General features: G+C 72.9%; 17 protein-coding genes. 5 read left to right on the top strand and 12 right to left on the bottom strand.

From position 1 onward, the window contains the following. The first annotated feature begins 89 nt into the window (after positions 1–89). The 3 genes from AB0K35_RS20630 to AB0K35_RS20620 all read left to right on the top strand — a co-directional run bounded on the left by AB0K35_RS20630 (position 90) and on the right by AB0K35_RS20620 (position 3322). Positions 90–1556: an MFS transporter gene (locus tag AB0K35_RS20630; RefSeq protein ID WP_238667331.1), complete on the top strand. Its 1467-nt coding sequence runs from the start codon at positions 90–92 to the stop codon at positions 1554–1556. Positions 1557–1661: 105 nt separating this feature from the next. After that, positions 1662–2648: an SEC-C domain-containing protein gene (locus AB0K35_RS20625; protein WP_238667332.1), complete on the top strand. Its 987-nt coding sequence runs from the start codon at positions 1662–1664 to the stop codon at positions 2646–2648. A gap of 218 nt (positions 2649–2866) precedes the next feature. Beyond that, positions 2867–3322, top strand: coding sequence for a nitroreductase family deazaflavin-dependent oxidoreductase (locus AB0K35_RS20620; RefSeq protein ID WP_363886872.1), 456 nt, complete (start codon positions 2867–2869; stop codon positions 3320–3322). A 130-nt stretch (positions 3323–3452) separates the two neighbouring features. Here the strand turns inward: AB0K35_RS20620 and AB0K35_RS20615 are convergent, their stop codons facing one another. The 6 genes from AB0K35_RS20615 to AB0K35_RS20590 form a co-directional block, all read right to left on the bottom strand. Continuing rightward, complete coding sequence (locus AB0K35_RS20615; RefSeq protein WP_357362812.1) at positions 3453–3716, bottom strand: DUF6244 family protein; 264 nt, start codon at positions 3714–3716, stop codon at positions 3453–3455. 334 nt (positions 3717–4050) lie between these two features. Further along, positions 4051–4692, bottom strand: coding sequence for a hypothetical protein (locus tag AB0K35_RS20610; RefSeq protein ID WP_238667334.1), 642 nt, complete (start codon positions 4690–4692; stop codon positions 4051–4053). Between the two features lie 255 nt (positions 4693–4947). Beyond that, the gene (locus AB0K35_RS20605; protein ID WP_363886868.1) at positions 4948–5844 is read right to left on the bottom strand and encodes a hypothetical protein; all 897 of its coding nucleotides are present in this window, start codon (positions 5842–5844) and stop codon (positions 4948–4950) included. 2 nt (positions 5845–5846) lie between these two features. Then, positions 5847–8378 carry an FtsK/SpoIIIE domain-containing protein gene (locus AB0K35_RS20600; protein WP_363886866.1) on the bottom strand — a complete coding sequence of 844 codons (2532 nt, stop codon included), beginning with the start codon at positions 8376–8378 and terminating at the stop codon, positions 5847–5849. 97 nt (positions 8379–8475) lie between these two features. Next, positions 8476–9663: a hypothetical protein gene (locus tag AB0K35_RS20595; RefSeq protein ID WP_363886864.1), complete on the bottom strand. Its 1188-nt coding sequence runs from the start codon at positions 9661–9663 to the stop codon at positions 8476–8478. Further along, the gene (locus tag AB0K35_RS20590; protein ID WP_363886861.1) at positions 9636–11171 is read right to left on the bottom strand and encodes a hypothetical protein; all 1536 of its coding nucleotides are present in this window, start codon (positions 11169–11171) and stop codon (positions 9636–9638) included. The genes AB0K35_RS20595 and AB0K35_RS20590 overlap by 28 nt, the downstream gene beginning before the upstream one ends. Before the next feature lie 144 nt (positions 11172–11315). On the opposite strand from AB0K35_RS20590, the gene AB0K35_RS20585 reads away from it, so the two are divergent. After that, positions 11316–12848, top strand: a complete 1533-nt coding sequence (locus AB0K35_RS20585; protein ID WP_238667338.1) for a M1 family metallopeptidase — start codon at positions 11316–11318, stop codon at positions 12846–12848. 124 nt (positions 12849–12972) lie between these two features. Here AB0K35_RS20585 and AB0K35_RS20580 read toward each other — a convergent pair whose 3' ends face one another. The 4 genes from AB0K35_RS20580 to gltB form a co-directional block, all read right to left on the bottom strand. Continuing rightward, positions 12973–13470 carry a hypothetical protein gene (locus AB0K35_RS20580; RefSeq protein WP_238667339.1) on the bottom strand — a complete coding sequence of 166 codons (498 nt, stop codon included), beginning with the start codon at positions 13468–13470 and terminating at the stop codon, positions 12973–12975. A gap of 69 nt (positions 13471–13539) precedes the next feature. Further along, positions 13540–14937: an MFS transporter gene (locus tag AB0K35_RS20575; protein ID WP_238667340.1), complete on the bottom strand. Its 1398-nt coding sequence runs from the start codon at positions 14935–14937 to the stop codon at positions 13540–13542. Between the two features lie 174 nt (positions 14938–15111). Continuing rightward, positions 15112–16647: a glutamate synthase subunit beta gene (locus AB0K35_RS20570; RefSeq protein WP_357362828.1), complete on the bottom strand. Its 1536-nt coding sequence runs from the start codon at positions 16645–16647 to the stop codon at positions 15112–15114. Next, positions 16640–21352: a glutamate synthase large subunit gene (gene gltB / locus AB0K35_RS20565; protein WP_363886856.1), complete on the bottom strand. Its 4713-nt coding sequence runs from the start codon at positions 21350–21352 to the stop codon at positions 16640–16642. The genes AB0K35_RS20570 and gltB overlap by 8 nt, the downstream gene beginning before the upstream one ends. 144 nt (positions 21353–21496) lie before the next feature. Between gltB and AB0K35_RS20560 the strand changes: the two genes are divergently transcribed. Next, a complete protein-coding gene (locus AB0K35_RS20560) occupies positions 21497–22342 on the top strand; it encodes a GNAT family N-acetyltransferase (RefSeq protein WP_363886853.1) in 846 nt (281 codons plus the stop codon). Between the two features lie 36 nt (positions 22343–22378). Here AB0K35_RS20560 and AB0K35_RS20555 read toward each other — a convergent pair whose 3' ends face one another. Beyond that, a complete protein-coding gene (locus AB0K35_RS20555) occupies positions 22379–23566 on the bottom strand; it encodes an NAD(P)/FAD-dependent oxidoreductase (RefSeq protein ID WP_238667344.1) in 1188 nt (395 codons plus the stop codon). A 9-nt stretch (positions 23567–23575) separates the two neighbouring features. Then, entirely contained in the window at positions 23576–24757 is a 1182-nt protein-coding gene (gene lgt, locus AB0K35_RS20550) for a prolipoprotein diacylglyceryl transferase (protein WP_363886850.1), read from the bottom strand. Positions 24758–24808 lie beyond the last annotated feature (51 nt).

The following is a 24808-nucleotide window of genomic DNA, read 5'->3' as shown; positions in this document are numbered from 1 at the left end:
ACCCCGATCGCCCGGACCCCGACAGACCACCCCGTCCGACGACGGACGACAAGCCTTCATTCCCGTACGTAATCAGGGAGTTTCCTCTCGTGGCAGTGACCTCCCGACGCAGCTCGCGTCGGCTCACCTTCACCGTGCTCGCGGCCGGCGCCGGGTTCTTCGCGATGCTCCAGTCGCTGATCACCCCCGTGCTGCCGACCATCCAGCAGGACCTGCACACCTCCCAGAACACAGTGACCTGGGTCCTGACCGCCTACCTGCTCAGCGCGTCGATCTTCACGCCGATCCTCGGACGCGTGGGCGACATGATCGGCAAGGAGCGGATGCTCGTCGTCTCGCTCGCCGCCCTCGCCCTCGGCTGCCTGCTCGCCGCCATCGCGCCGAACATCGGCATCCTCATCCTCGCCCGGGTCGTACAGGGCATCGGCGGAGCGGTCTTCCCGCTGTCGTTCGGCATCATCCGCGACGAGTTCCCGGCCGCGCGGGTCTCCACCGCGGTGGCCGCCATCTCGGCCATCGTCGCCGTCGGCGGCGGTCTGGGCATCGTGCTGGCCGGCCCGATCGTCAGCACGCTGGACTACCGCTGGCTGTTCTGGATCCCGATGATCGTGGTCGGGCTGACCGCGGTGGCCGCGCACCTGTTCGTGCCCGAGTCGCCGGTCCGTACCCCCGGTCGCATCGACTGGCGCGCCACAGTGCTGCTCTCCGGCTGGCTGGTCGCGTTGCTGCTGCCGATCAGCCAGGGCGCCACCTGGGGCTGGACCTCCACCCGGGTGCTCGGTCTACTGGCGCTGGCCGTGGTCCTGCTGGTCGGCTGGCTGGTCACCGAGCTTCGCTCCAGCAACCCGCTGATCGACATGCGGATGATGCGCCTGCCCGGCGTGTGGACCACCAACCTGGTCGCCCTGCTCTACGGCGCGTCGATGTTCTCCATGTACGCGTTCCTCCCGCAGTTCCTGCAGACCCCTACCGCCGCCGGTTACGGCTTCGGGGCGAGCATCAGCCAGGCTGGTCTGCTCATGCTGCCGATGGTCAGTGCGATGTTCGTCGCCGGCGTCATCGCCGGGCGACTCCAGGCCGTCTTCAGCGCCAAGGCGCAACTCGCCACCGGTGCCACCTTCAACGTGGCCGCCTCCGCGATGCTCGCCACCGCACACGACACCCGCTGGGAGGTCGCCATCGCCGGTGGCCTGGTCGGCCTCGGCATCGGCCTGGCCTTCGCCTCGATGGCCAACCTGATCGTGGCCAGCGTGCCCGCCAGCCAGACCGGCGTGGCGACCGGCATGAACGCCAACATCCGCACCATCGGCGGCGCGATCGGCGCCGCAGTGGTCAGCGGCGTGATCACCGCCAACCCGCAGGCCAACGGCCTGCCCAGGGAGGCCGGCTTCACGATGGGGTTTCTCGTCCTCACGGCGATCGCCCTGGCAGCCGCGCTCGCGGCCCTCGCCGTCCCGTCCGCCCGGCGGCCGTCGGCCGGTCGCCGGCCGTCCGCCGCAACGATCGTCGAGTCGGAGCTAGCCGGCGAGTTCGCCACCATGCCGGCGACCCGCTGAGGAAACGTGTCGCAGCCCGGGCGGTTCGCCGCCCGGGCTGCTCCACGTCCAGGAGTACGCTGGCCGCTCCCCCACCCACCGACAGTCGTCTTTCAGGATGCGCCCATGTCCGAGTTGCTCACCGCCGACCGCATCGAGGAGATCGGCGCCCTCGGCTTCGAGAGCCCCGACCCGGCCGCGCTCGTCGCCGAACTGGTAGGTGCCGTCGACGAGGGTCGGGTAGCGGACCCCGACGACACCGGGTACGCCCTGCTGGTCGCCGCGGACATCCTGGAACAGGCCGGTGACCTGGCCGACGCGCTCGCCCTGGCCACCCGCGCCATCGCCGAACAGCCGGACGACAACGCGTACGCCCGAGCGGTGCGCGGCGGTCTGCTGCTGCGCCTCGACCGCTCGGACGAGGGCATGGCCGAGCTGACCGCCCTGCGTCCGCTGCTGGAGACCGATCCCGCGGCCACGTACCTGATCGACGAGCTGGCCGAGTCCGGCCACGGCGACACGGCGTTGGAATGGCTCACCGGGGCACTGGACGCCATCCTGGAACGGACCCGCACCCAACAGCACGAATCCGAGGACGCCCAGGACGAGGCCGCCGCCATGATCTACGGCCTGGCCCAGCGACGCCACGACCTGCGCGAAGAGCAGGGTCTACCCCACGACGAGTACGACAACCTCGCCGACCGGCTGCGCGCCGCGAGCACCCACGCGCTCGACGCCCTCGACGACGGCCCGGCGACGCTGCTGTTCTGGCCGCAGGCGGAGTTCACCGCGCTGCTGCTGCGCTGGCCCACCCTGGTCGACAGCTACCCCGCCACCTGGGACGAGCACCGCGCCCAGATCGAACGCGCCCTCGTCGACGCCTCCGGGATGGGCGGCGCGGACCTGGGCGTGGTCGTCGGCACGGTCGCCGACCTGGCAGCCTTCGCCGAACGCACCGACAGCGACCCCACCAGCGAGGAAACCCTCGACGAGTACGCCGACAGCCTGGACGAGGCCGGCGTGAACGCCTGGCCACCCGGCCGCAACGACACCTGCTGGTGCGGCTCCGGCGCCAAGTACAAGAAGTGCTGCCTGCCGCGCTCGCGCGGCTGATCCTCCCCCGCCGGCTCGGTCCCTGCGGCCCCGGGTGCCTGCGGCCCCGGGAGGCCATGTCCCTGGAGAGCCTGATGCCTGTGAGTCATCACGATGACTCACAGGCATCACGTTCGACCACAACCGCCGGCACCCTCTTGCGCGCCGGCCACCGCATGAGCCCCGCGTATGATCGACACCCCGTTCGACCGTCCGGGCTCGACGATGGAGGCGATGGCGTGACCACACACGAGCAGCACGAGACGGTCGAGGACAGCCCTGTCGGCTGGGTCGCCAGCCACATCCGGCGCTACGTGAAGACCGACGGCGCGGACGGGGGCACCTTCCACGGCGTACCCTCGTTGCTGCTCACCACCCGGGGACGCCGATCGGGCACGCTGCGCCGCACGGCCCTGATGTACGGGCGCGACGGCGACAACTATGTGCTGGTGGCGTCCAACGGCGGCGCGGCCAGGCACCCCGCCTGGTACCTGAACCTGAGCGCCGACCCGGCGGTGGAGATCCAGGTCGGCGCGGAGCGGATCGTCGGTCGGGCCCGGACCGCGACCGGCGACGAGCGCGTCCGGCTGTGGCCGGTGATGACGAAGGTCTTCCCGACGTACGCCCGCTACGCGAAGGAGACCGACCGCGAGATCCCGGTCGTCGTCATCGAACGCGAACCCGCCATGGATTGACACCTCTGGTCCGGCACGGGGGTGTCGCGCCGATCAGCGGCGGATTCGAGCCGTGCGACCAGGGCGTCTGTGACGAGCGGAATCGCACGTCGCACTGGTGGTTGGTGGGTTGCTCTGTCACCACCCGTGGTCAATTGCCCAGCGCTCGGACCTTGGCGATCGTCTCCTGCACATGCTGCTTCGCGGGGTCACCACCCTGGGACGCCTGCGCGAGCGCCTGACGGTAGGAGTCGATCATGCTGATCAGCGGACCGGCGGCCACGCCTTCCAGCGCACCGGCGACGAGTGCCCGCGCCTCGGCCGCGTCCTGTGCTGCCGCTGCGGTCTTGGCCTTCGCCTCGTCCAGCTTCTGCGACGCCGCCGCCAACCTCGCGATGATCTGTGCTGCGCTCACGCGCACCTCCCCGTGATCGACCATCGCCTCCGCCACCGCACCGGCAGAGACCACATGGGAGCGTACGAGATCCGCGCACCCAGCGCGACCGGCCGCCCGCTCCCGCGTCGCCTCGTGGGCAGTGGTCCCTCCACGCGAGCAACCGTGCCCCGACCGAGTCCGTGTGGCGACCGAGATCTTGGACGGTTTCCGTTAGCTCGTAACGGAAACTGTCCAAGATCTGGAGCGACGCGGGACAGCTGAGGTCGGGGTATCCCGATGGCACGGATACCCCGACTTCCGTGGAACCGAGTGGATCATGCCCTCCGGCGGGCCCGGACGGCCAGGCAGGGGGCTACGCCGACGGCGGGCCGCTCTGCGCCCGGCTGATCAGGTCGTGCAGCGGCTTGGTGCCGCTGCCGACCATCACACCCGTCACCACGGCGTCGACCCAGACTGCCACTCCGTTCCAGTCGGCACCGGCGACCGCGTGCAGAACGTAGAACCCGCCGGCGCTGGACGCCACTGTGGCCAGGCCGCTGGCGAGGCCCCACGCGACGATGGTGCGGTTCGCCTTCGCCCGCGCGACCTTGGCGGTGGCCACGGCGATCGCCTCGCGGTCGGCCTCGGTGGGGCCGTCGGCCCGGCTGGTCACGTCGGCCACCGTCCGGGAGAGCGCGGCCTCGGCGGCGCGTCCGGGAAGCCACCGCGAGAACGGTTCCAGGATCCGCTCGACCGCTGCGGCGAAGACCAACAGGGTGAGGAAGACACCTGTGGTGTCCTCGGGCTGGATCTTCGCCGCGGAGGCGCCGCTGCGCCAGATCAGCCAGCCCCCTACGGCGCCGACGGCGATCAGCCCGAAACCGGCGACCACCGCGCCCGGGCCGGCCTGCTGTGATGCCGTGACGACCGACGGCCCTGACTCCTGTTCGGAGCGAGGCGTCGCCGCTTCGGCGTTGACCGGCGGCGAAACGGCGATCCCGCCCCCTGCCGGCATCGGCTCAACCTCGGTGGACGTGTGTCCCTGCAATTCCCTGACCAACCTTTCGACCTACCGCTCAGGAGACGCCGAGGTGTGACGATCCGGAGCCCCGGCAAGCGCATTGCGCACCGATAGCGCTCGGGGCGCGAGACTACGGCACCGAGGCGGACACAATGGATGGCGGCGTCGTGTGCCCAGGTGGCCTGCCCGGCACGAACACGCTGACGACCGGCTGCGCGGCGAAGCGCAGACCGGATGTCAGGTCAGTCATCAGCGCAGGCCACGGACCATCAGCAGGTACGCGCAGTAGGCCATCGGCACCACCAGGAAACAGATCAGGAAACCGAGCGGCAGATATCGCGGCGGGGTGCCGGCGACCATCGCGGGCCGCCCCCACCGGCCCAGCACCAGGTAGCCGCCGAAGAACGCCACCGCCGGCAACCCCGCGCAGATCCACGCGCCGAGGGTGAACCCGTCCACCAGACCGACCCCGGAGGCGAGCACCAGGATCAGCACGAGCACCCCGGCCGCCGCGCCGCACGCGGCGTAGACGGCGACCGCCCGCGCCAGCGGCGACCACGTCGGCAGCAGCGCTGGCCGCTGGGCCAGCAACTCCGTCTGCTGCCCATGCCGGTCGGCCTCGTCGGCCATCCGCCGGGCCAGCTCCAACTCCACCGCCGGGTCGGCCGCCGCCACGCGCTGCGCGGGCACCCCGCCGCCCGCCGGGCTCCCCGCCGTCGGCAGCGCCAGCCGCGCCTCCCCCGCCGCCAACTGGGGGTACGCCCCGACCCCCGCCCGCCCCGGCGCGCCGGCTGCGCCGGCGACTTCCCCGTCCCCGGTTCCGGGTGCGGTGGGAGCGCCGGCAGCGAAGGGCGGGCCGGAGCTGGGAGCGGTGGGCACCCCGGCGCCGGACGGCGGGCTGGGCCAGGCGGCGGTCTCACCCGGCGTCCCCGGGGCCGGGGCAGGGGCAGGGGGTGGTTGGTCGATGCCGATGGCGCGGCCGAGCTGGTCGAGGCGCTGGCCCTGGGCGGTCAGCCGCTGCTGGAGGTAGTCGACGGCGGCGTGCAGGTCGCGGCGGCGCGCGGATTCGGCGGCGGCGTGCTGTTCCCCGGCGCGGTGCTGGGCGGAGAGTTGTCGGGCCAGCGCCGCGTACTCCTCGAAGGACACTGTCACCGCTCCCCGTCCGGGTCGTGCCCGTCGCCGACGAACGGAACGATCAGCCGGGTGCGCTGGTCGTGCCGGTCGATCAGCAGCGCCCGGTCGGGGCGGGGCGTGTAGGCCAGGTCGTGCGCTCCGAGGTGCATTGCCAGCTCGGCGCCGGGCACGTTGAGCGCGACCAGGCAGGCGACGTCGTCGCGGTTCTGGGTGCCGCCGAGGTCGTCGGCGAGCCGGCGCAGCCCCCGCCACCAGCCGAGCAGATGCACCCCCTGGCCGGGGCCCTGACGCAGGACGGTACGCAGGTCGTCAAGGCCGGAGCGGAACGTGGCGGGGTCGGTGGCCCCGAGGACGGGCGCGGCGGCGTCCATGCCGAACACCACAAGGTATTCGCGGCCGGTGGGCTCGGCGGCCAGCGCGGCGATCCGGTCGCGCAGCCCGGCGGCGTCGAGGCGCTGCACCGGGTGGCCGGCGGCCCGCAGCAGCGTTTCGGTGTCGTCGGCGACCGGGTCGGCGGCGGTGACCAGGCAGGCCAACTGGAAGCGGGCGTCGCCGGGGGTGTGCTGGCGGGCCAGGCTGAGCGTCGCGGCACGCAGCACGTCCGCGCCGGCCGGTGCGGTGCCCACCACGGCGAGGTGCCGGCCGGGGGTGGTGTCCATCAGGAACAGTGCCGTGGTGCCGTGCACGTCGACGGTTCGGCCGACCAGGGCCATCGGGCGTCGACCACCGGGACGCAACCCGGCGAACGTGGTGTCGTCCTCGATCCGTGCGGCTTCGTACCCCTTGAAGACCGCTGGGGGCCGCGAGCCCGGCGGGCGGGCCTGCCACAGGTCGTGGCGTAACGCGGCGAGGTCCGCCGTGGCGGCGTGCGCGTCGGGGAAGCGCAGCACCGTGTCGGCGCCGACCGCGCCGGCGGCGGTGTTGACCACCGCGGAGCCGACCGGTAGGGCCGCGGCGGCGGCGTTGAGCTGGTCGAGCACTCCACCACCGCCGGGCAGCGCCACCCGCAACGCGAACTGCCCGAAGATCGCCTCGGCCCGACCGTAGAGGGCTTCGATGCCGGTCATGCTCTGGCTGGCGAGCACCAGGTGGATGCCGTACGAGCGGCCCTTGCGGGCCAACTCCTCCAGCAGGTCGACCGACTCGCGGGCCAGCGGGTCGTTGCCGGCGAGCAGCACGTGGAACTCGTCGATGACCGTCACGATGCGCGGCAGCGAATTGTCCCGGGGCAGGTCGGCGAGCTTGGTGACGCCGTGCCGTTTGAGTGCTGTGGCCCGGCGCTGCGCCTCCCGGCGCAGCTCACGCAGCACGGCGAGACCGTACTCGCGGTCGGATTCGATGCCGACGGCACGGGCGTGCGGCAGCCAGGACGGATCCCGACCGGTGGGCACGAACTCGGTGAAGCTCACGCCCTCCTTGAAGTCGAGAAGGTAGAGCTGCAACTCGGCCGGCGAGTAGCGGGCGGCCAACCCGTAGAGGACGTCGAGGAGGAAGACCGTCTTGCCGGCGCCGGTGCGCCCACCGACCAGCCAGTGTGGGGTGGCGTCGTCGAAGGCGAGCGTCAGCGCGGTGCCGCCGGCCCGGCCGATCACCGTGCGCAGGCCGTTGCCGGCGGACTCGGCCCAACGCCCTTCGGGCAGCAGGTCGGTGAAGGGCAACGCGTCGGCGCGACGGGTGGCGGTGCCGAGGTGCTCGGCGAGCGCGCGTACCGAGGCGGGCGGCGGGTCGCCGTCGAGCAGGACGGGTACGGCGAGCCCGCTGCCGTCCGCGCTGAACGGGGTGCCGGGCGGGTCGCCGACGTGCGCGTACCCCTGGTTGAGCCGCACCGCTGTGGTGCCGCCCAGCGGCGGCGCGGTCTCGCCGGGCAGCCGGGACGGATGGCCGGCGAGCAGCACGCACACGGCGGCCGCCGGGCCGGCGTGGGTGAGCGCGGCGAGCCGGGCCAGCTCGCGCGGCGGCGGCGCGGCGGTGGCGACCACCACCAGCAGGCGACGGGCGGCGGGCTGACAGTGCTGCGCGGCGCGGGCGTGCTGCTCGGCGGCGTCCAGCAGCGCGGCAACCTCGGCCTCGCCGGTGGCCGGCGGGTCGAGCACCCCGGCGTCGAGCAGTGGTCGCAGTGGGCCGAAGGTGGCGCCGAGCGCTGCGGTGTCGATGCCGGCGACGCGGACCTGACCGGCCGGTGCGGTGGCGACGAGCCGCAGCACCAGCGCCCGCAGCAACCCGGCGACCTGCGGGTCCCGGGCGTCGGTGTCCACTGCGAGGTGGTGGCCGCCGCCGAGCGGGACCAGCACCGGAAAGGTGCCGTCCGCTGTGGACGCCTCGCCGATCCGCACCGCGGCCGGCTCGTCGGTCAGCGGGGTGACGCCCGGGGCAGGGGTTGCCAGTGCACCGCCGAGGCGGGCGAGGCGGGTCACCAGGTCGTCGGCGCCGACCGGCGCGACGGCGGTCGGCGCCGCCCCCAGGACGCTGCGGGCGGTGTCCAGATGTGCCCGGGCCGCCCGGTGAGAGTTGACCGCCTGCCCGTACGCCGACGCGAGCCTGCCCACCCTCTGCCCCCAACGCCACGGCCGCCTGGTCCCAGGAACCCTAACGGACACCGACGGCACGCGGACAGTCCTGCGAGGACGTGTCACGCCGGACCGGTCAGGCCGGGCCGCACGCCGCCGGGCCGGACCCGTCGGCGGCCCCGCAGCGGAACACCTCCACCGGTGCCGTCGCCACGTCGGGCACCTGCTCCACCCGCATCAGGGCCAGCCGCTTGTCGACCGGCTCCCCCGAGTCGGGAGTGAACCGGATCAGCCCGGCCACCCCCGGGTAGCCCTGACCGGCGTTCTGCCGGAGCACCTCCGCGTGCACGCCCACCGGGTTCACCGACTCCGGCTCCCAGCGTTGCCGGGGGTCGGCGTGGTGCAGTCGGGCGGCGAGGCTCTCCACCGCCCGGACCAGCATCATCGACGCGTCGTAGGCCAGGCTGACGCGCTCGCCGACCTGTTCCTCCGAGCCCGGCCGGCAGCGCGGCGGGTCGAGCAGGTCGTCGGCCTGGATCCAGGACAGGAAGCTTGCCCGCGCGTCGTCGTCGCGCCGGTCCTGGGCGGCCCGCAGCGCCGCGCAGGTGGCCAGGGCCGCCTTGGAGACGTACGTGACGGGCAGGTTCCCGGGCGCGGCGGCGCGCAGACCCGGGTTGGCCATGTACCTGTTGGCCGAGTCGTCGGCGACGAGGTGTCGGGGCGGGTTGCCGCCGCACTCGCGCAACGCCCGCAGGAAACCGTCGAACTCCGTCCATCGGCCCGCGTAGAAGAGCATCCCGGGGTAGCCGCACTCGTCGGTCAGCCGCTGCCCGGTGCGCCACTCGTCTAGGCGGGTGATCCGGGTGCCGAACTGTTGTCGGAGCCCGTCGACGAGGGTGCCCACGTAGAGGTCCTCGGTGAGCGAACTGCCCTCCAGGGTGGTGTAGAAGACGTGCGCGTCGTTGACCTTCAGCACCTGCTTGGCGTACGCGTCGACAAGCTTCACCTGGTCCTTGTTCGGTGCGGAGATCTGGAGGTAGAGGCGGGAGTTGGCGTCCATCCTGTCGGCGGAGAGGGTGGGCGCCAGCACCGGCAGCCCGACCTGGTTCAGCTCGCGCAGCGCGCGGGCGGTGCTGGTGCGGCTCTCCACCAGCCCGACCACCCCGAGCACAGTGGGGTCGTCCCGGGCCAGCTCGGCCAGCATCGCCACGGCGCGATCGGCGTAGATCATCTGGCGGCCACCGTTTGCCACCACGATCCGCAGCAGCGCCGCGCCGTCGGCGCCGGCCGACTCCTTCAGCAACGCGTACTGGGCGGTGGCCATCCCTTCGAGCTCCTCGCGCTCGGAGACGTACGACTCCTCGTCCGCGCGGGTCCGGTTGCCGGTGAGGGTGCCGAGGTAGACCAGGGTGAGGAAGGGCCGTCGTCGGTCGCTGCGCTGCCAGACCTCCTCGGCGGCGCGGTTCTGCGCGAAGATGCGCTCTTGAACTGTGCGCAGCCGGTCCTGGCCGGGGTCGTTGTTGAACACCTGGGCCGCGCTGTCGCTGTAGCCGACACACTCGCCGCTGCCGACCACCTCGACCGAGACCTTTCCGGTGAGCGAGGGGTGACAGCCCGGCCCCAGCGGCTGGCCACCCAGAGGCCGAGCACCGCCACCAGCACCAGGCACAGCGCCGTCGGTAGGAAGCGCCGCGACCACCACGGCGGGTCGGGCGCGGAGAAGGGCCGCAGCCCGCCACGTGACGGTGGGCCGGTGTCGGTCTCGTCGGGGCGCAGCGCCACCAGCCAGGTGGCCGGGCGGCGCAGCCGTCGCATCTCCGGCAGCGCCCCGGCCCACTCGTCGTACGCCTCGTCGGCCTCGGTCAACGGGTGCGGTTCCGGCAGGTCCGGTGGGGGTTGCCCACCGGACGCGACGATCAGCAGCGGGTCGTTGCGGCCGGTCTCGGTGCGGACGTCGCCGAGCAGGCGGACCAGCTCCCCGCCGACGTTGCCGGGGGCGACGTGATCGATCAGCAGAGCCGGGTACGCGGTGCGCCGCCAGTCCGACGGGCGCCAGGGCCGACGCCGGTACGCCTGCCGCAGGTCCTCCAGGAACGCGTGCAGCAGCAGCTTGTTGACCTGGTCGGGTTGCTCCCCGTCGCGCCAGCCCGCGGTGAGGCGCTCGGCGAAGCCGAGGAAGGTGACCGACTGCCGGGGCGCCAGATACTGCTGGCGCATGAACCAGTTGTAGTGCCGCCCGAGCACCGGCACCCGACCGGAGACGGCAGCCCGGAAGACCACCCCCGGCACGGCGCGACGGACCAGCCAGAGCAGCACCTGGGAGGCGATGCTGACCGCGTCGCCGCCGGAGGGCAACGCCTCCGGCGTGCGCGGGCCCCTGCGGTCGCGCAGCCGGCGGACCAGTGCCGCGCGGCTGTCGTCGGCGTCGATGCCCAGGTTGAGGCTCTGCTGCATCAGCCAGTCGGCGAGCGGATAGTGCCGGAAGCGCAGCCGGGCGGCGCCGAAGGCCTCCAGGGAGAGCTGCCGGTGCAGCTCGCGCAGCAGCGCCGGCACGTCCCCCGCGCCGGGCGACGCGTCGGCGTCCAGCACGGCGTGCGGGACCCGCCGCCGGGGGCCCTGGCCGAGGAACCGGCGCAGCGGCACCATCAGATCCGCGGTGTCGGAGCGGACCAGCCACACCAGCGGGAGCCGGCGGTCGCCGCGACGGGGTCGCCGCAACAGCCGGGCGAGCAGCGCGAACAACTCCAGGCCGCCGGCCGGCAGCCGTTCCCGACCTGCTGTCGCCTGCCGTTGGCCGATCACCTCTCGCCTGGGCAACTCCGAGCGCCGCACGTGTCACCTCCGATCAACACAGTGTGACCTTGCGGTGCAACGCACGCCAGGGGGCGACGACCGACGATGGGTGTGGCGACCGGCGACGTTCACAGTTGTCGATTAAGTTGGCCTGGCGAACACCCGATGGAGGGAGTCCACCCCGTGCGACGAGTCCTCACGGCGGCCACCACCGCCCTGACCCTCACCACCGCCGGCACCATGCTCGCCGGCACCCCCGGCCAGGCCGCCCCGACGGGCTGGGGCCGTCCGGTCGTCTCCGCAGCGCCGCAACCCGGCGCGCCCGGACTGGGCGACAGCTACTTCCCCGACTACGGCAACGGCGGCTACGACGTCGAGCACTACGACGTCCGGCTGCGCTACGAACCGGCCACCGACCTGCTCACCGGCACCACCACCATCCTCGCCACCGCCACTGAGGACCTCTCGACGTTCAATCTGGACTTCCTGCTCGACGTCGAGTCGGTCCGGGTGAACGGTTGGGCGGCGAGCACCAGCACCGCTGGGGCGCACGAGTTGGTGGTCACCCCGGCCCGCACCGTGACCCGGGGCCAGCAGCTCACCATCGTCGTGCGTTACTCCGGTGTCCCGTCGGAGGCCCTGGTCAACGGCTACACCGCCTGGACGCGTACCGACGACGGCGCCCTCGCCGTCGGCGAGCCCGAGTCGGCGTGGTGGTGGTTCCCGAGCAACGACCACCCGCTGGACAAGGCCACCTACGACATCTCGGTGTCGGTGCCCACCGGCGTCGAGGTGATCAGCAACGGCGTGCAGCCGAGGCCGCCGCTGGCCGAGGCCGGCAACCGCACCCGGTGGATCTGGCGGACCACCTCCCCCACCACCACCTACCTGGCCTTCATGGCCATCGGCCAGTACGACATCGTCACCGACACCGCCCCGAGTGGCCAGCCGGTGATCAACGCGTACAGCACGTCGCTGGGGGCGCTCGGGCCGGCCGCGCGGGCCAGCATCGAACGGACCGCCGAGATCGTCGACTGGGAGAGCGGGCTCTTCGGCCCGTACCCGTTCGAGGCGCAGGGCGGCGTGGCCGGGCCGGTCGACGGGATCAGCTTCGCGCTGGAGACGCAGACCCGCCCGGTGTACGGGCCGGGCTTCTGGCGACGCGGCGCCAACACCTACGTGGTGACGCACGAGCTGGCCCACCAGTGGTTCGGCGACTCGGTATCGGTGGCCGACTGGCGCAACGTCTGGCTCAACGAGGGCTTCGCCTCGTACGCCGAGTGGCTCTGGTCGGAGGAGCAGGGCGAGGGCACCGCCCAGGAGGTCTTCGACTTCGCCTACGCCAGTTACCCGGCCGACGACGGGTTCTGGCAGGTGCTGCCCGGCGACCCGGGCGCCGCTCGGATCTTCGACAACGCCGTCTACGACCGGGGCGCGATGACCCTGCACCAGCTGCGGCTGGCGGTCGGCGATGACGCGTTCTTCGAGATCCTGCCGACGTGGACGGCCGAGCGCCGGTACGGCAACGGCACCATCGAGCAGTTCCAGGCACTGGCCGAGCGGATCTCCGGACTGGACCTTGACGACCTGTTCACCACCTGGCTGTTCACCGCCGGCCGGCCCGACGTGGCCAGCGCCGCCCGTAAGGCCGCTCCGCCGACCGAGCCCAGGTCCTGGGACAAGATCCGCGAGTCGCACCACCTGATGTCGCACTAGCCCCACCCGCCCGCGTCGATCATGGACTTGTGGTGCCTCACAGATGAGGCAAGGGCGTACCTTCTGCCCACCACAACTCCATGATCGACCGGCGGGGTCGGAGCAGCCTGGCCGGCGGCAGGGTTTACGGGGTTGAAGCTCCTGCCTCTTCGACGGCGCGGATGTGCCGGTACGCGAACCAGAGCGGCGGGAACGCCCCGACCGCGAAGGACAGGTCGACGACAGTCCAGAACCAGGGGATGTCCCGGATCGGGCCGCAGATCAGCGCCAGCGGAATGATGCCCGCGCAGGCGATCATGCCGACCTGCACCACCCAGACGTTGCGCACCGGGTCGCGCAGCGGCCCCCAGAAGGCCACCGCCAGCACCAGGTGGGCGAAGGCCAACCAGTCGGTGCCGTAGAGCAGGAACGGGTAGTCCTCGCCGGCCGTCACGAGCCCGGTGTGCACCCGCTCGATCCAGGCGACAAGCGCGGGCAGTTGGCCGGCGAGCGGGTCCAGTGCGCGCAGCAGCCAGCGCACCTCGATCTCCAGCGGAAACGCTGTGACACCGCTCAGGAAGAGCCCGATCAGCACGACCCACAGCCATCGGCGAGTCCGCCGTAGGCGTTCCTCGATCTCCATGATCGCAGCGTAACGATGATCTTCGTGTCGCCCTGTCCCGGAAGCCGGCCGCCGAGGGTGACAGCTGTCTCAGCGGTTCGTTACCGGCCCGGCGGTGACCAACTCCCGGAGCCGCACCCCGCCCGACCGCACCGCACCGGCTTCGGCGGGCGCGATGACGCAGACCGCACCGGTGGGCCGGACCATGCGGGCGGCCCGGAACGCCGCTCGTCGTACCGGATGACGAGGTCGCGGAACGACGAGCGCGAGGGTCGCCGCGCGGCCGCGCTGCCGGTCCAGGGCGACGCCCGCCGCCGTCGTGGCGATCGCCGCCGCGGCGCCGGCGAGGACGAGCGTCTGCCGGGGCCCGGCGTGTTCGGCGAGCCAACCGAGCAGCGGGGCGCCGACCGCGGCGGAGACCGAGCCGGTGACAGCCAGGGCGGCGAGCACCCGGCCCCGCATCGCGCCGTCGGTGTCGAGCTGGGCGCGGGTGCCGACTGTGGTGTCGATGACCACAGCGGCGGCGGCGATCGGCAGGATCACCGCGGCGAAACTCCAGGTGCCCGGTGCGAGGCCGGCGACGATCTGCAACCCGCTGGCGAGCAGGCCCGCGACGACAAGCGTCCGGTAGCCCAGCGAACGCCGCCGGGCCGCGACGAGCGCACCCACCACGGTGCCGACAGCGAACACCGTCGACAGCAGGCCGTACCCGGAGGCCCCGGCGTCCAGCGGCCCGTCGCTCATCGCGGCCATGGTCACCTGGTAGTTGCGGCCCAGGCTGCCGAGCACGAACGACAGGGCGAGCGCGAGGAGCAGCACCGGCTGCCCGCGCAGGTAGGCGAACCCGGCGCGGACACCGCCCCGGGTCCGCCCGGCGTCCGGCACCGGGAGGCCGGGCACCGCTCCCGGGCGTACGGCGAACAGCGCCACCACCACGGCGGCGAAGCTGGCCGCGTTGATGCCGAACAGAAGGGCGGGTCCGACGGCGGCCACCACCACCGCGCCGAGGCTCATGCCGAGGATGCGGCCGGCGGAGTTGGTGAGCGAACCGAGCGCCAGCGCGTTGCCCAGCGTCTCCCGGTCGACGAGGCTGGCGGCCCAGCGCCCCATCACCGGGCCTTCGATCGCCGAGACGGCACCGGTGGCCAGCGAGATCGCGAAGATCAGCGGCAGGCCGCCGACCCCGGTCAGGGCGACCGCCGCCAGTCCGGCGGCGAGCGCCGCGTGGGCGCCCTGGGCGGCGATCAGCAACGGGCGGGCGGGCAGCCGGTCGGCCAGCACGCCACCCCAGACGCTGAGCAGCAGCGTGGGCGCCGCCTGGAGCAGCACGGCGAAGCCCATCGACGTCGCCGAGCCAGTTTCCTTCAGGACATACCAGTTGACCCCGAGGACCTGCATCCACGTGCCGATGACGGAGACGAAGCCGGCGAGCGCCCAGATCCGGTAGTTGCGGTGGCGCAACGCGGCGAAGGTGGCACCTCTGGCCACGACGAACCTCCAGCAATCGGCAGCATGCTCACTCAGACCGATCGCGGCGCGGTTCGGCAGCCGACAAGTCTTGCCGGCTTAAACCTCTTTGCCCACATTTGTGAGCGGCTTCACCAGCGGGAATGCCCGGCCGGTGCGGCGGCGGACCTGCCGCACCGACCAGACAACCGCACCTCAGCGAGCGGCGAGGGCCTGCGCGGCCGGGCCCACCGGGGCCGGCAACGCACCGACACCGCCCAGATAGCCGTGGATGGCGGCGGCGACCGCCCGCCCCTCGGCGATGGCCCAGACGATCAACGAAGCGCCCCGGTGCATGTCACCAGCCACGAACACCCCGTCGGCGTCGGTCTGCCAGTCGTCGCGAGCGTCGATCGCGCCCCGAGGGTTGCGGGCCACACCGAACTGGGCCAGCAGCGGCTGCTGCTCGGTGCCCTCGAAGCCGATCGCCAACAGCACCAGATCGGCCGGCAACTCCCGCTCGGAGCCCGGCACCACAGTGACGACCCGCCGGCCGTCGCGCTTCTCCACTGTCACCTCGGCGATCCGCACCGCCCGCACCTGGCCGGCACCGTCGTCAACGAACTCCTGCACCGCCACGGCGAAGACCCGCTCGCCGCCCTCCTCGTGCGCCGGGTAACTGCGCAGCACCCACGGCCAGGTCGGCCACGGATCCCGTGCCTCGTCGCGCTCCTGCGGCGGCTGCGGGTACAGGTCGAGCTGGTGCACGCCCGCAGCGCCCTGACGGTGCGCGACGCCGAGACAGTCGGCCGCCGTGTCACCTCCGCCGATGATCACCACGTGCTTGCCGGCCGCGTCGATCGGCGTGCCGTCCGGCAACACCGCCGGCGCCAGCCGACGCTCGGCGGTGGCCACCACGCCGGCCTGGTCGGTGGCCGCCGTGGCGACCGCGCGATTCGCCGCGACCAGGTGCGCCATCGCCTGGTGTACGCCCCGAAGCGCCCGCCCCGGGGTCTCGGGGGTGTCCCGGCCCTGCAACGCCCCACAGGCCAGCAGCACCGCGTCGTGCTCGGCGCGCAACTGCTCGGCGGTGACGTCCACCCCGACGTTCACGCCGGTGCGGAAGCGCACCCCCTCGGCGGTGAGCTGGGCCAGCCGGGCATCGATGTGCCGCTTCTCCAACTTGAAGTCGGGGATGCCGTACCGGAGCAGGCCACCGATCGCGTCGTCGCGTTCGTACACAGTGACCGCGTGACCGGCGCGGGCCAGCTGCTGGGCGGCGGCGAGGCCGGCGGGCCCGGAGCCGACGACGGCGACCGACCGGCCCGACGGCGCCGGCACCGGGTGGGGGGTGAACCCGCGCGCCGCGGCGGCGTCGGCGATCTCCACCTCCACCTGCTTGATGGTCACCGGTTGACCGCCGGAGATGCCGAGCACGCAGGCCGCCTCGCAGGGCGCGGGGCAGAGCCGGCCGGTGAACTCCGGGAAGTTGTTGGTGGCGTGCAGCGACTCCACAGCGGCGTCCCAGTTGCCGGTACGCACCAGGTCGTTCCAGTCCGGGATGCGATTGCCCAGGGGGCAGCCGTCGTGGCAGAACGGGATGCCGCAGTCCATGCATCGGGTGGCCTGCTCACGGACCAACTCCTCGCCGGCCGGCGGGTACACCTCCCGCCAGTCGCTGATCCGCACCGGCACCGGCCGGCGGGCCGGCAGCCGCCGGTCGTAGCGCAGGAAACCGTTCGGGTCAGGCACGTGCCACCTCCTGGGCAGCCACCCGCGGGGCGGGCGGCACCGGCATCGCCGGCACAGCGGGCGCGGTCAGTTCCGTCATGACCGCGTCGTCGACGTCGCGGCCGGCTGCTTCGGCAGCCCGCATGATCTCCAGCACCCGGCGGTAGTCGCGGGGTACCACAGCGGTGAACTCGGCCACCGCCTCCGGCCACCGCTTGAGCAGCTCCTCGGCGACAGCCGACCCGGTCTCGGCCACGTGCCGTTGGACCAGTTCGTGCAGGAGCGACTGCTCCTGCTCGCCCAGCGGCAGCAGGTCGACCAGCTCCGCGTTGACCCGGGCCCGGTCCAGGTGGTGCACGAACGCCGTGCCGCCGGACATGCCCGCGGCGAAGTTCCGGCCGGTCGCGCCCAGCACCACCACAGTGCCGCCGGTCATGTACTCGCAACCATGGTCACCGACGCCCTCGACAACGGCGACCGCGCCGGAGTTGCGCACCGCGAACCGCTCCCCCACCCGGCCGCGCAGGAAGACCTCGCCCGCAGTGGCCCCGTACAGGATGGTGTTGCCGGCGATGATCTGGTCCTCGGCCCGCTGCCCCGGCTCGGCGTCCGGGTCGAGGAACGGCGCGGCGGCGTCCGGACGGACGATGAGCCGACCCCCGGAGAGGCCCTTGCCCACGTAGTCGTTGGCGTCGCCGTGCAGGCGCAGTGTCACCCCGCGCGGCAGGAACGCGCCGAACGACTGCCCAGCCGTGCCGTGCAGCACGAACTCGATGGTGTCCTCGGGAAGACCGGCGCCACCGAAGCGACGGGTCACCTCACCGCCGAGCATCGCGCCGACGCTGCGGTGCTCGTTGCGCACCGCCACCTCGACCCGCACCGGCGCTCCGTCCGCCAGAGCCGGACGGGCCAACGCGATCAGCTCGTTGTCGAGCGCCTGCTCCAGGCCGTGATCCTGGGCGCGGACCCCGCGTCGGGCCGCGCCGGCGGGCAGCTCCGGCAGGTGCAGGACGGGCGTCAGGTCCAACCCGTGCGCCTTCCAGTGCGTCACCGCGGGGGCCACGTCGAGCAGCTCCGACTGCCCGATCGCCTCCTCGATCGACCGGAAACCCAGCTCGGCCAGGTACCCCCGGACCTCCTCGGCGAGGAAGAGGAAGAAGTTCTCCACGAACTCCGGCTTGCCGGTGAAGCGCTCCCGCAGCACGGGATTCTGGGTGGCGATGCCGACCGGGCAGGTGTCCAGGTGGCAGACCCGCATCATCACGCAACCCTCGACGATCAGCGGCGCTGTCGCGAAGCCGAACTCCTCCGCGCCGAGCAGCGCCGCGACCAGCACGTCCCGGCCGGTCTTGAGCTGGCCGTCGACCTGCACAGTGACCCGGTCGCGCAGCTTGTTGAGCAACAGCGTCTGCTGCGCCTCGGCCAACCCCAGCTCCCACGGGGTGCCGGCGTGCTTGAGCGAGTTCATCGGGGAGGCGCCCGTGCCGCCGTCGTGGCCGGAGATCAGGATGACGTCCGCCTTGAGCTTCGCCACCCCGGCGGCGACGGTGCCGACGCCGACCTCGCTGACCAGCTTGACGTGCACCCGGGCCGCCGGGTTGACGCACTTCAGGTCGTGCACCAACTGGGCGAGGTCCTCGATGGAGTAGATGTCGTGGTGCGGCGGCGGGGAGATCAGACCCACGCCGGGGGTGGCGTGCCGGGTCCGGGCGATCCACGGCCAGACCTTGTTACCGGGCAGCTGACCGCCCTCGCCCGGCTTGGCGCCCTGGGCCATCTTGATCTGAAGGTCGTCGGCGTTGACCAGGTATTCGCTTGTCACACCGAAGCGGCCACTGGCGATCTGCTTGACCGCCGACCGGCGGGCCGGGTCGTGCAGCCGCTCGACGTCCTCGCCGCCCTCACCGGTGTTGGACTTGCCGCCGAGGCGGTTCATGGCGATGGCGAGCGTCTCGTGCGCCTCCGCCGAGATGGACCCGTACGACATGGCGCCGGTGGCGAAGCGCTTGACGATCTCGGTGGCCGGCTCGACCTCCTCGATCGGCACCGCCGGACGGACCCCGGTACGCAGTGTGAACAGCCCGCGCAGCGAGCCGGCCTGCGCGGCGAGCGCGTCGACCTTGGCGGTGTACTGCCGGAAGACGTCGTACTGCCGGCTGCGGGTGGCGTGCTGGAGCAGGAAGACCGTCTCCGGGTTGAACAGGTGCAGCTCACCCTCGCGACGCCACTGGTACTCGCCACCGACCTCCAACCGGTCGGAGGTGGCGGTGCCGGCCGGCGGCCAGGCCAGCGCGTGCCGGGCGGCCACCTCGGTGTGCACGCCGGCGAGACCCACCCCGCCGATGCGGCTGGGGGTGCCCCGGAAGTAGCGCTCGACCAGCCGGCTGTCCAGGCCGACCGCCTCGAAGACCTGCGCACCGCAGTACGAGGAAACCGTCGAGATGCCCATCTTGGACATGATCTTCAGGACGCCCTTGCCGAGCGCCTTCGCGTAGTTGCGCACCGCCGCGGCGGGCTCCACCCCGGCCAACGTGCCAGTGGCGATCATGTCCTCGACCGACTCGAACGCCAGGTACGGGTTGACCGCCGCCGCGCCGTAGCCGATCAGCACCGCCGCGTGGTGCACCTCCCGGCAGTCCCCGGACTCGACGATCAGCGCCGCCCGCGTACGGGTCTGCTCGCGGACCAGGTGCTGGTGCACGGCCGCGGTGAGCAGCAGCGACGGGATCGGGGCCAGGTCGGCGTTGGAGTCCCGGTCGGAGAGCACCAGGATGCGCACGCCGTCCTCGATCGCCTCGGAGACGTGCCGGCAGATCTCGGTCAGCCGCGCCTTGATCCCGGCGGCGCCCTCCCGGATCCGGTACAGCCCGGAGACCCGGACCGCCTTGAAGCCGGGCAGGTCGCCGTCCTCGTCGATGGAGAGGATCTTCGCCAGCTCGTCGTTGTCGATGATCGGGTGCGGGAGCACGATCTGCCGGCAGCTCGCGGCACCCGGGTCGAGCAGGTTGCCCTCCGGCCCGATCGTCGACGCCAGGCTGGTCACCAACTCTTCGCGGATGGCGTCCAGCGGCGGGTTGGTGACCTGGGCGAAGAGCTGGTGGAAGTAGTCGTAGAGCAGCCGCGGCCGTGTGGACAGCGGCGCGATCGGGGTGTCCGTACCCATCGAACCGAGCGGCTCGGCGCCGGTGCGGGCCATCGGACCGAGCAGGATCTTCAGCTCTTCCACCGTGTAGCCGAAGGTCTGCTGCCGACGGCGCACCGAGTCGTGCGTGTAGACGGTGTGCTCGCGGGCCGGCAGGTCGTTCAGCTCGATCAGCCCGGCGTGCAGCCACTCGCCGTACGGCTGGGCCGCGGCCAACTCGGACTTGATCTCCTCGTCGTGCACGATCCGCCCGGCCACTGTGTCGACCAGGAACATCCGGCCCGGCTGGAGCCGCCCCTTGGCGACCACGTGCGCCGGGTCGAGGTCGAGGACGCCCGCCTCGGAGCCGAGCACCACAAGCCCGTCGTCGGTCTGCCACCAGCGCCCCGGGCGCAGCCCGTTGCGGTCCAGCACCGCCCCGACGATCTCGCCGTCGGTGAAGGCCACCGACGCCGGGCCGTCCCACGGCTCCATCAGGCTGGCGTGGAAGCGGTAGAAGGCGCGCTTGGCCGGGTCCATCCCCGGGTCGTTCTCCCAGGCCTCGGGGATCATCATCAGCACCGCGTGCGGCAGGCTCCGCCCGGCCAGGTGCAGCAGCTCCAGCACCTCGTCGAAGTTCGCCGAGTCGGAGGCTGCGGGGGTGCAGACCGGGAAGACCCGCCGGATGTTCCCCGGCACGTTCGGCGAGCGCAGAAGCGCCTCGCGCGCCTGCATCCAGTTGCGGTTGCCCCGGATCGTGTTGATCTCGCCGTTGTGGGCGATGAACCGGTACGGGTGCGCCAGCGGCCAGGACGGGAAGGTGTTCGTGGAGAAGCGGGAGTGCACCAGCGCGATCGCGCTGTCCACCCGCTCGTCGCGCAGGTCCGGGTAGAACGCCGGCAACTGGTCGGGCGTGAGCATGCCCTTGTAGACCATGGTGCGGCTGGACAGCGACGGGAAGTACGCCGGAACACCACGCTCGGCGGTCTCCCGTTCGGCCTGCTTGCGCAGGCAGAACGCCACCCGGTCCAGGTCGAGGCCGCGCAGCGGGGAGCCGGCCGGTCCGTCGGGCGCGTCGGTGAGGCGGTGCGCGGCCAGGAAGAGCTGCCGGACCCGGGGCATCGCCGCCAGGGCGGTCTCGCCCAGGTCACTCGGGTCGGTCGGCACGTCCCGCCAGCCGAGCACGTCGGCGCCCTCGACCAGTGCGTACTTCTCGACCACCCGGCGGGCTCGCGCCTCGGCGGCATCGTCGTCGGGAAGGAAGACCAGCCCCGTGGCGTACTCGCCGGCCGGAGGAAGCGCGACGTCGGCCACCGCGCGCAGGAACGCGTCGGGCACCTGGATCATGATGCCGGCGCCGTCGCCGGTGTTCGGCTCCGCGCCACGGGCGCCCCGGTGGTCCAGCCGACAGAGCGCGCCGAGCCCATTGGCGACGACCGAGTGTGAACGCCGGCCGTGCAGGTCCGCCACGAAGGCCACGCCGCAGGCATCGTGCTCCTGCGCTGGGTCGTAGAGGCCCTGGGCGGACGGATGGGGGTGGGGCGTCGGGGACGCCTGTGGGCTGTGCGGGTGCGGCTGTTCTGTGTCCGCGTACGGCTGAGCCACCGGGCCTCCTGTCGTCACTCAGGTTGGATCATGGTGGGGACGACGTCGGCCCGTGGGTCTATTGAGTCTACGTTAGGGCCGGGGTCGCACGGCCACCCGAGATTGATCACACCGTCCACTGGCTGGGACGTGTAGTCTCGCGCGGTGGATCCGCTACACAAGCACGTCTTCGACCGGTTGGAACGCTTCTACGACGCGGTGCCCCGCGACGTCGCCGGTGCGGAGGAGCATGGCGCGCTGGTGTTGTTCGTCCGCGAAGGCGCCGGGTGGCCGTTCTACGCCCGTCCCCGGATCGACGCCACTGAGCCGCCGTCGCTGGCCGACGTGGTCTCGGTTCGCGAACGCCAGCGGAAGCTGGGCCTGCCAGAAGCATTCGAGTGGGTGCACGAGACGACCCCGGAGTTGCTGGCGGTGGCCCGCTCGGCGGGGCTCAGCGTGCTGGAGGCGCCGCTGATGGTGCTCGACCCGAGCGCGCTGCCCGACCCGGCGACGCTCTCCGACGCGGCGGTGCGGGTGCTGGCAGCTGACTCCCCCGGCTTCGCCGCCGATGTCGCCGCACGACGTGCGGTGGCAGCGGTGGCATTCGCCGCCGCCGGCACCGCGCCCGGCGAGGCGGGCCCGGCCGAACGCGACGCCGCCGTCACCGAACTCGAACTGGCCGCGCTCGACGAGGAGCGTGCCCGGATCGCCGACGGGCGACGGATCTCCGCGCTGGCCGGCACGCCGACCGAGGGCGCGCTGGCCAGCGGCATGGCGATGCGGGTGGACGACGTCGCGGAGATCGCCGGGGTGGCCACCCTGCCGTCCGCCCGGCGACGCGGGCTGGGCGCCGCGCTCACCGCCACCCTGGCCCGGGAACTGCTGGCCGCCGGCACCGAGTTGGTCTTCCTCTCCGCGGGCAGCGAGGAGATCGCGCGGGTCTACCTGCGGGTCGGCTTCCGCCGAATCGGCACCGCCTGCATCGCCGAACCCGCCGCCCTCATCCCCTGACCTGCCCCACTGCGCTGACCTGCCTAGCGGCCGAGGTCAGGTCGGTGGGCGCCACTGGGCGGCGGAGGCGGCGGCGCTGGAGAGCAGCCGGGAGTTGATCGTGCCCAGCGCGGCGTCCCGGGCGCGCAGCGCCAACCGGCCCCGGGTCTGGAGCACCGCCGACATCCGCCGGGTCTGGCGGACCACCGTCGCGGCCCGGGGGCGGCGCACCCGGTCGTACGTCTGCACGGCGTCGGGCAGCCGGGCCTCCCGCAGCAGCGACGCGAGCGTCGCGGCGTCCTCGAACGCGAGGCAGGCGCCCTGCCCGAGGTGCGGCGGCATGGCGTGCGCCGCGTCGCCGAGCAGCACCACCCCACCGGGCCCGACCGGAAAGCCGTACGCCCGGGGCAGCGGGCGCAGCTCACGAACCTCCTGTTGGACCAGGTCGGCCGGGTCGGTGGCGTCGAGCAGCGCGCCGACCGGCGCGGGCCAGCCCGCGTACCAGCGGCGCAGCAGGGCGAGTTGGGTCTCCGGTGGTTCCGGGCGGGGCGCGCCGGCGGCGGTGGCCACCCAGTAGATGCCGCCCCTGGTGGACCCGCCCGAGGAGCCGCGCTCACCCAGCGACGCGGCCACGAACCGGTAACCCGCGCCGAGAATCTCACCGGCCAGCGGCTGATCGTCGGGGAGCCGAGGTGCCTGGTACCACGGGATGACAGCCCGCCAGGCGGCGCATCCGGAGCTGACCACCCGGGACTCGGGCGCGAGTTGGCGGCGGATGCCGCTGTCAGTGCCGTCGGCGGCCACCACCAGATCGGCCTCGATGGTGTGCCGCCCGTCGCTGACTCCCGGCCGCTCGCCCGGCTCGACGCGGACGTGGCGCACTGTCACCCCGGTCCGCAACTCGACCCGTTCGCCGAGGCCGGCGATCAGCGCGTCGTGCAGATCCTCCCGGTGCACCACCACCGGCATCCGGTCGGCCGGGATGGGTCGGGGCTGCACGAGCCAGTGCCCGTCCGGGCGACGGACCCCGCCGTCGGGCAACGGGGTGGCGATGGCGGCCAGGCCGGCGCCGAGGCCGAGGGCCTGGAGCGCGCGGACGCCGTTGGGCCAGAGCACCACCGCGGTCGGCTCGGGGCGGATCCGTTCGGCGCGTTCCAACACTGTGACCTGCCAGCCGGAACGGGCCAGCGCGCCGGCCACCGCGAGGCCACCCACCCCTGCGCCGACCACCACCGCGCTTCGCATCGGTGCCGCTCAGCTGTCCCGGTCGGCGGGACGCGCGCCGGTAGCGTCAGCCCGGTCGGTGCGGGCGGCGGACGGATCGTCCACCGGCTCGTCATCGCTCGACGTGAGGTCGGCGGATGCCGTGTCGTCGGACGGCTGGTCATCCTCGGGCCGGGAGTCGTCGTCGGTCGCCGGCGGTACGACGCCGGTGTCCTGCCAGACCGCGTACTGCTCCTCGCTCACCACCCGGTAGCCCTCCGGCGCGGCAGCCCGCGTGGGGGTCTCCCGCTCGGACAGGTCGACCTGGGACAGGTCGGACGTGGGGGGCGGGGTCGTCGTCGCTGCCGGGCCGAGCGGGATCAGGTAGTCCCGAGGGCCACGCACCCGTACGAAGTAGATCAGGGCGCCGAGGAAGACCACTGCGGCCGTCCAGACGTTGAGCCGGACGCCGAGGATCTGGTTGGCCTCGTCGGTGCGCATCAGCTCGATCCAGAACCGGCCGACCGTGTAACCCATCACGTAGAGCGCGAACGCGCGGCCCCGGCCAAGCTTCAGCCGGCGGTCGAGGATCAGGACCAGAGCTACGACGCCGAGGTTCCACAGCGCCTCGTAGAGGAAGGTCGGCTGGTAGAGACCCGGTTCGAGGATCGGCTGCCCGGCGTCGTCGCGGAGGGCGTGCCCCGGGTTGTCCGGGTCCATCCGGTGGATCTCCAGACCCCACGGCACTGTCGTCCGGCCACCGAAGAGCTCGTTGTTGAACCAGTTGCCGATCCGGCCGACGGCCTGGGCCAGCGGCAGCCCGGGGGCCAGCGCGTCGGCCAGCACACCGAACGGAATGCCGAGCTGTCGGGCCGCGATCCAGGCACCGACCGCGCCACCGGCGACCGCGCCCCAGATGCCGAGACCGCCCTCCCAGATGGCGAACGCCTTCATCGGGTCCCCACCGGCGCCGAAGTACTTCTCCGGTGAGGTGATCACGTGGTAGATCCGGGCGCCGATGATGCCTGCGGGAACCGCCCAGACGGCGATGTCGAGCACCGCGCCGGGCGCGACGCCGCGCTGCCGCAGCCGGCGTTCCGTCACCCAGCAGGCCAGCACGATGCCGGCGATGATGCAGAGCGCGTAGGCCCGGATCGGCACCGGCCCGAGCTGCCAGACCGCGGTGCTGGGGCTGGGCAGGGCCGCCTGGGGAGAGAGCGAGGCGAGGGTCACGGGTGCACACGCTACCGCTGCACACCCCCACAGCGGCACCCCGGGCCGCTG

The sequence above is a fragment of the Micromonospora sp. NPDC053740 genome (genome assembly GCF_040677775.1).
In the GTDB taxonomy this organism is placed as follows: Bacteria; Actinomycetota; Actinomycetes; order Mycobacteriales; family Micromonosporaceae; genus Micromonospora; species Micromonospora alfalfae.
The sequence above is the reverse complement of the archived record's forward strand: the minus strand, read 5'-3'. Positions and strand labels throughout refer to the sequence as shown.

Excerpts from the sequence above, each read along its gene's own strand:
- AB0K35_RS20625 (WP_238667332.1), top strand. The coding sequence starts at position 1,662 with ATGTCCGAGTTGCTCACCGCCGACCGCATCGAGGAGATCGGCGCCCTC.
- AB0K35_RS20610 (WP_238667334.1), bottom strand. The coding sequence starts at position 4,692 with ATGCCGGCAGGGGGCGGGATCGCCGTTTCGCCGCCGGTCAACGCCGAA.
- AB0K35_RS20595 (WP_363886864.1), bottom strand. The coding sequence starts at position 9,663 with ATGGCCACCGCCCAGTACGCGTTGCTGAAGGAGTCGGCCGGCGCCGAC.
- AB0K35_RS20580 (WP_238667339.1), bottom strand. The coding sequence starts at position 13,470 with ATGGAGATCGAGGAACGCCTACGGCGGACTCGCCGATGGCTGTGGGTC.
- AB0K35_RS20555 (WP_238667344.1), bottom strand. The coding sequence starts at position 23,566 with ATGCGAAGCGCGGTGGTGGTCGGCGCAGGGGTGGGTGGCCTCGCGGTG.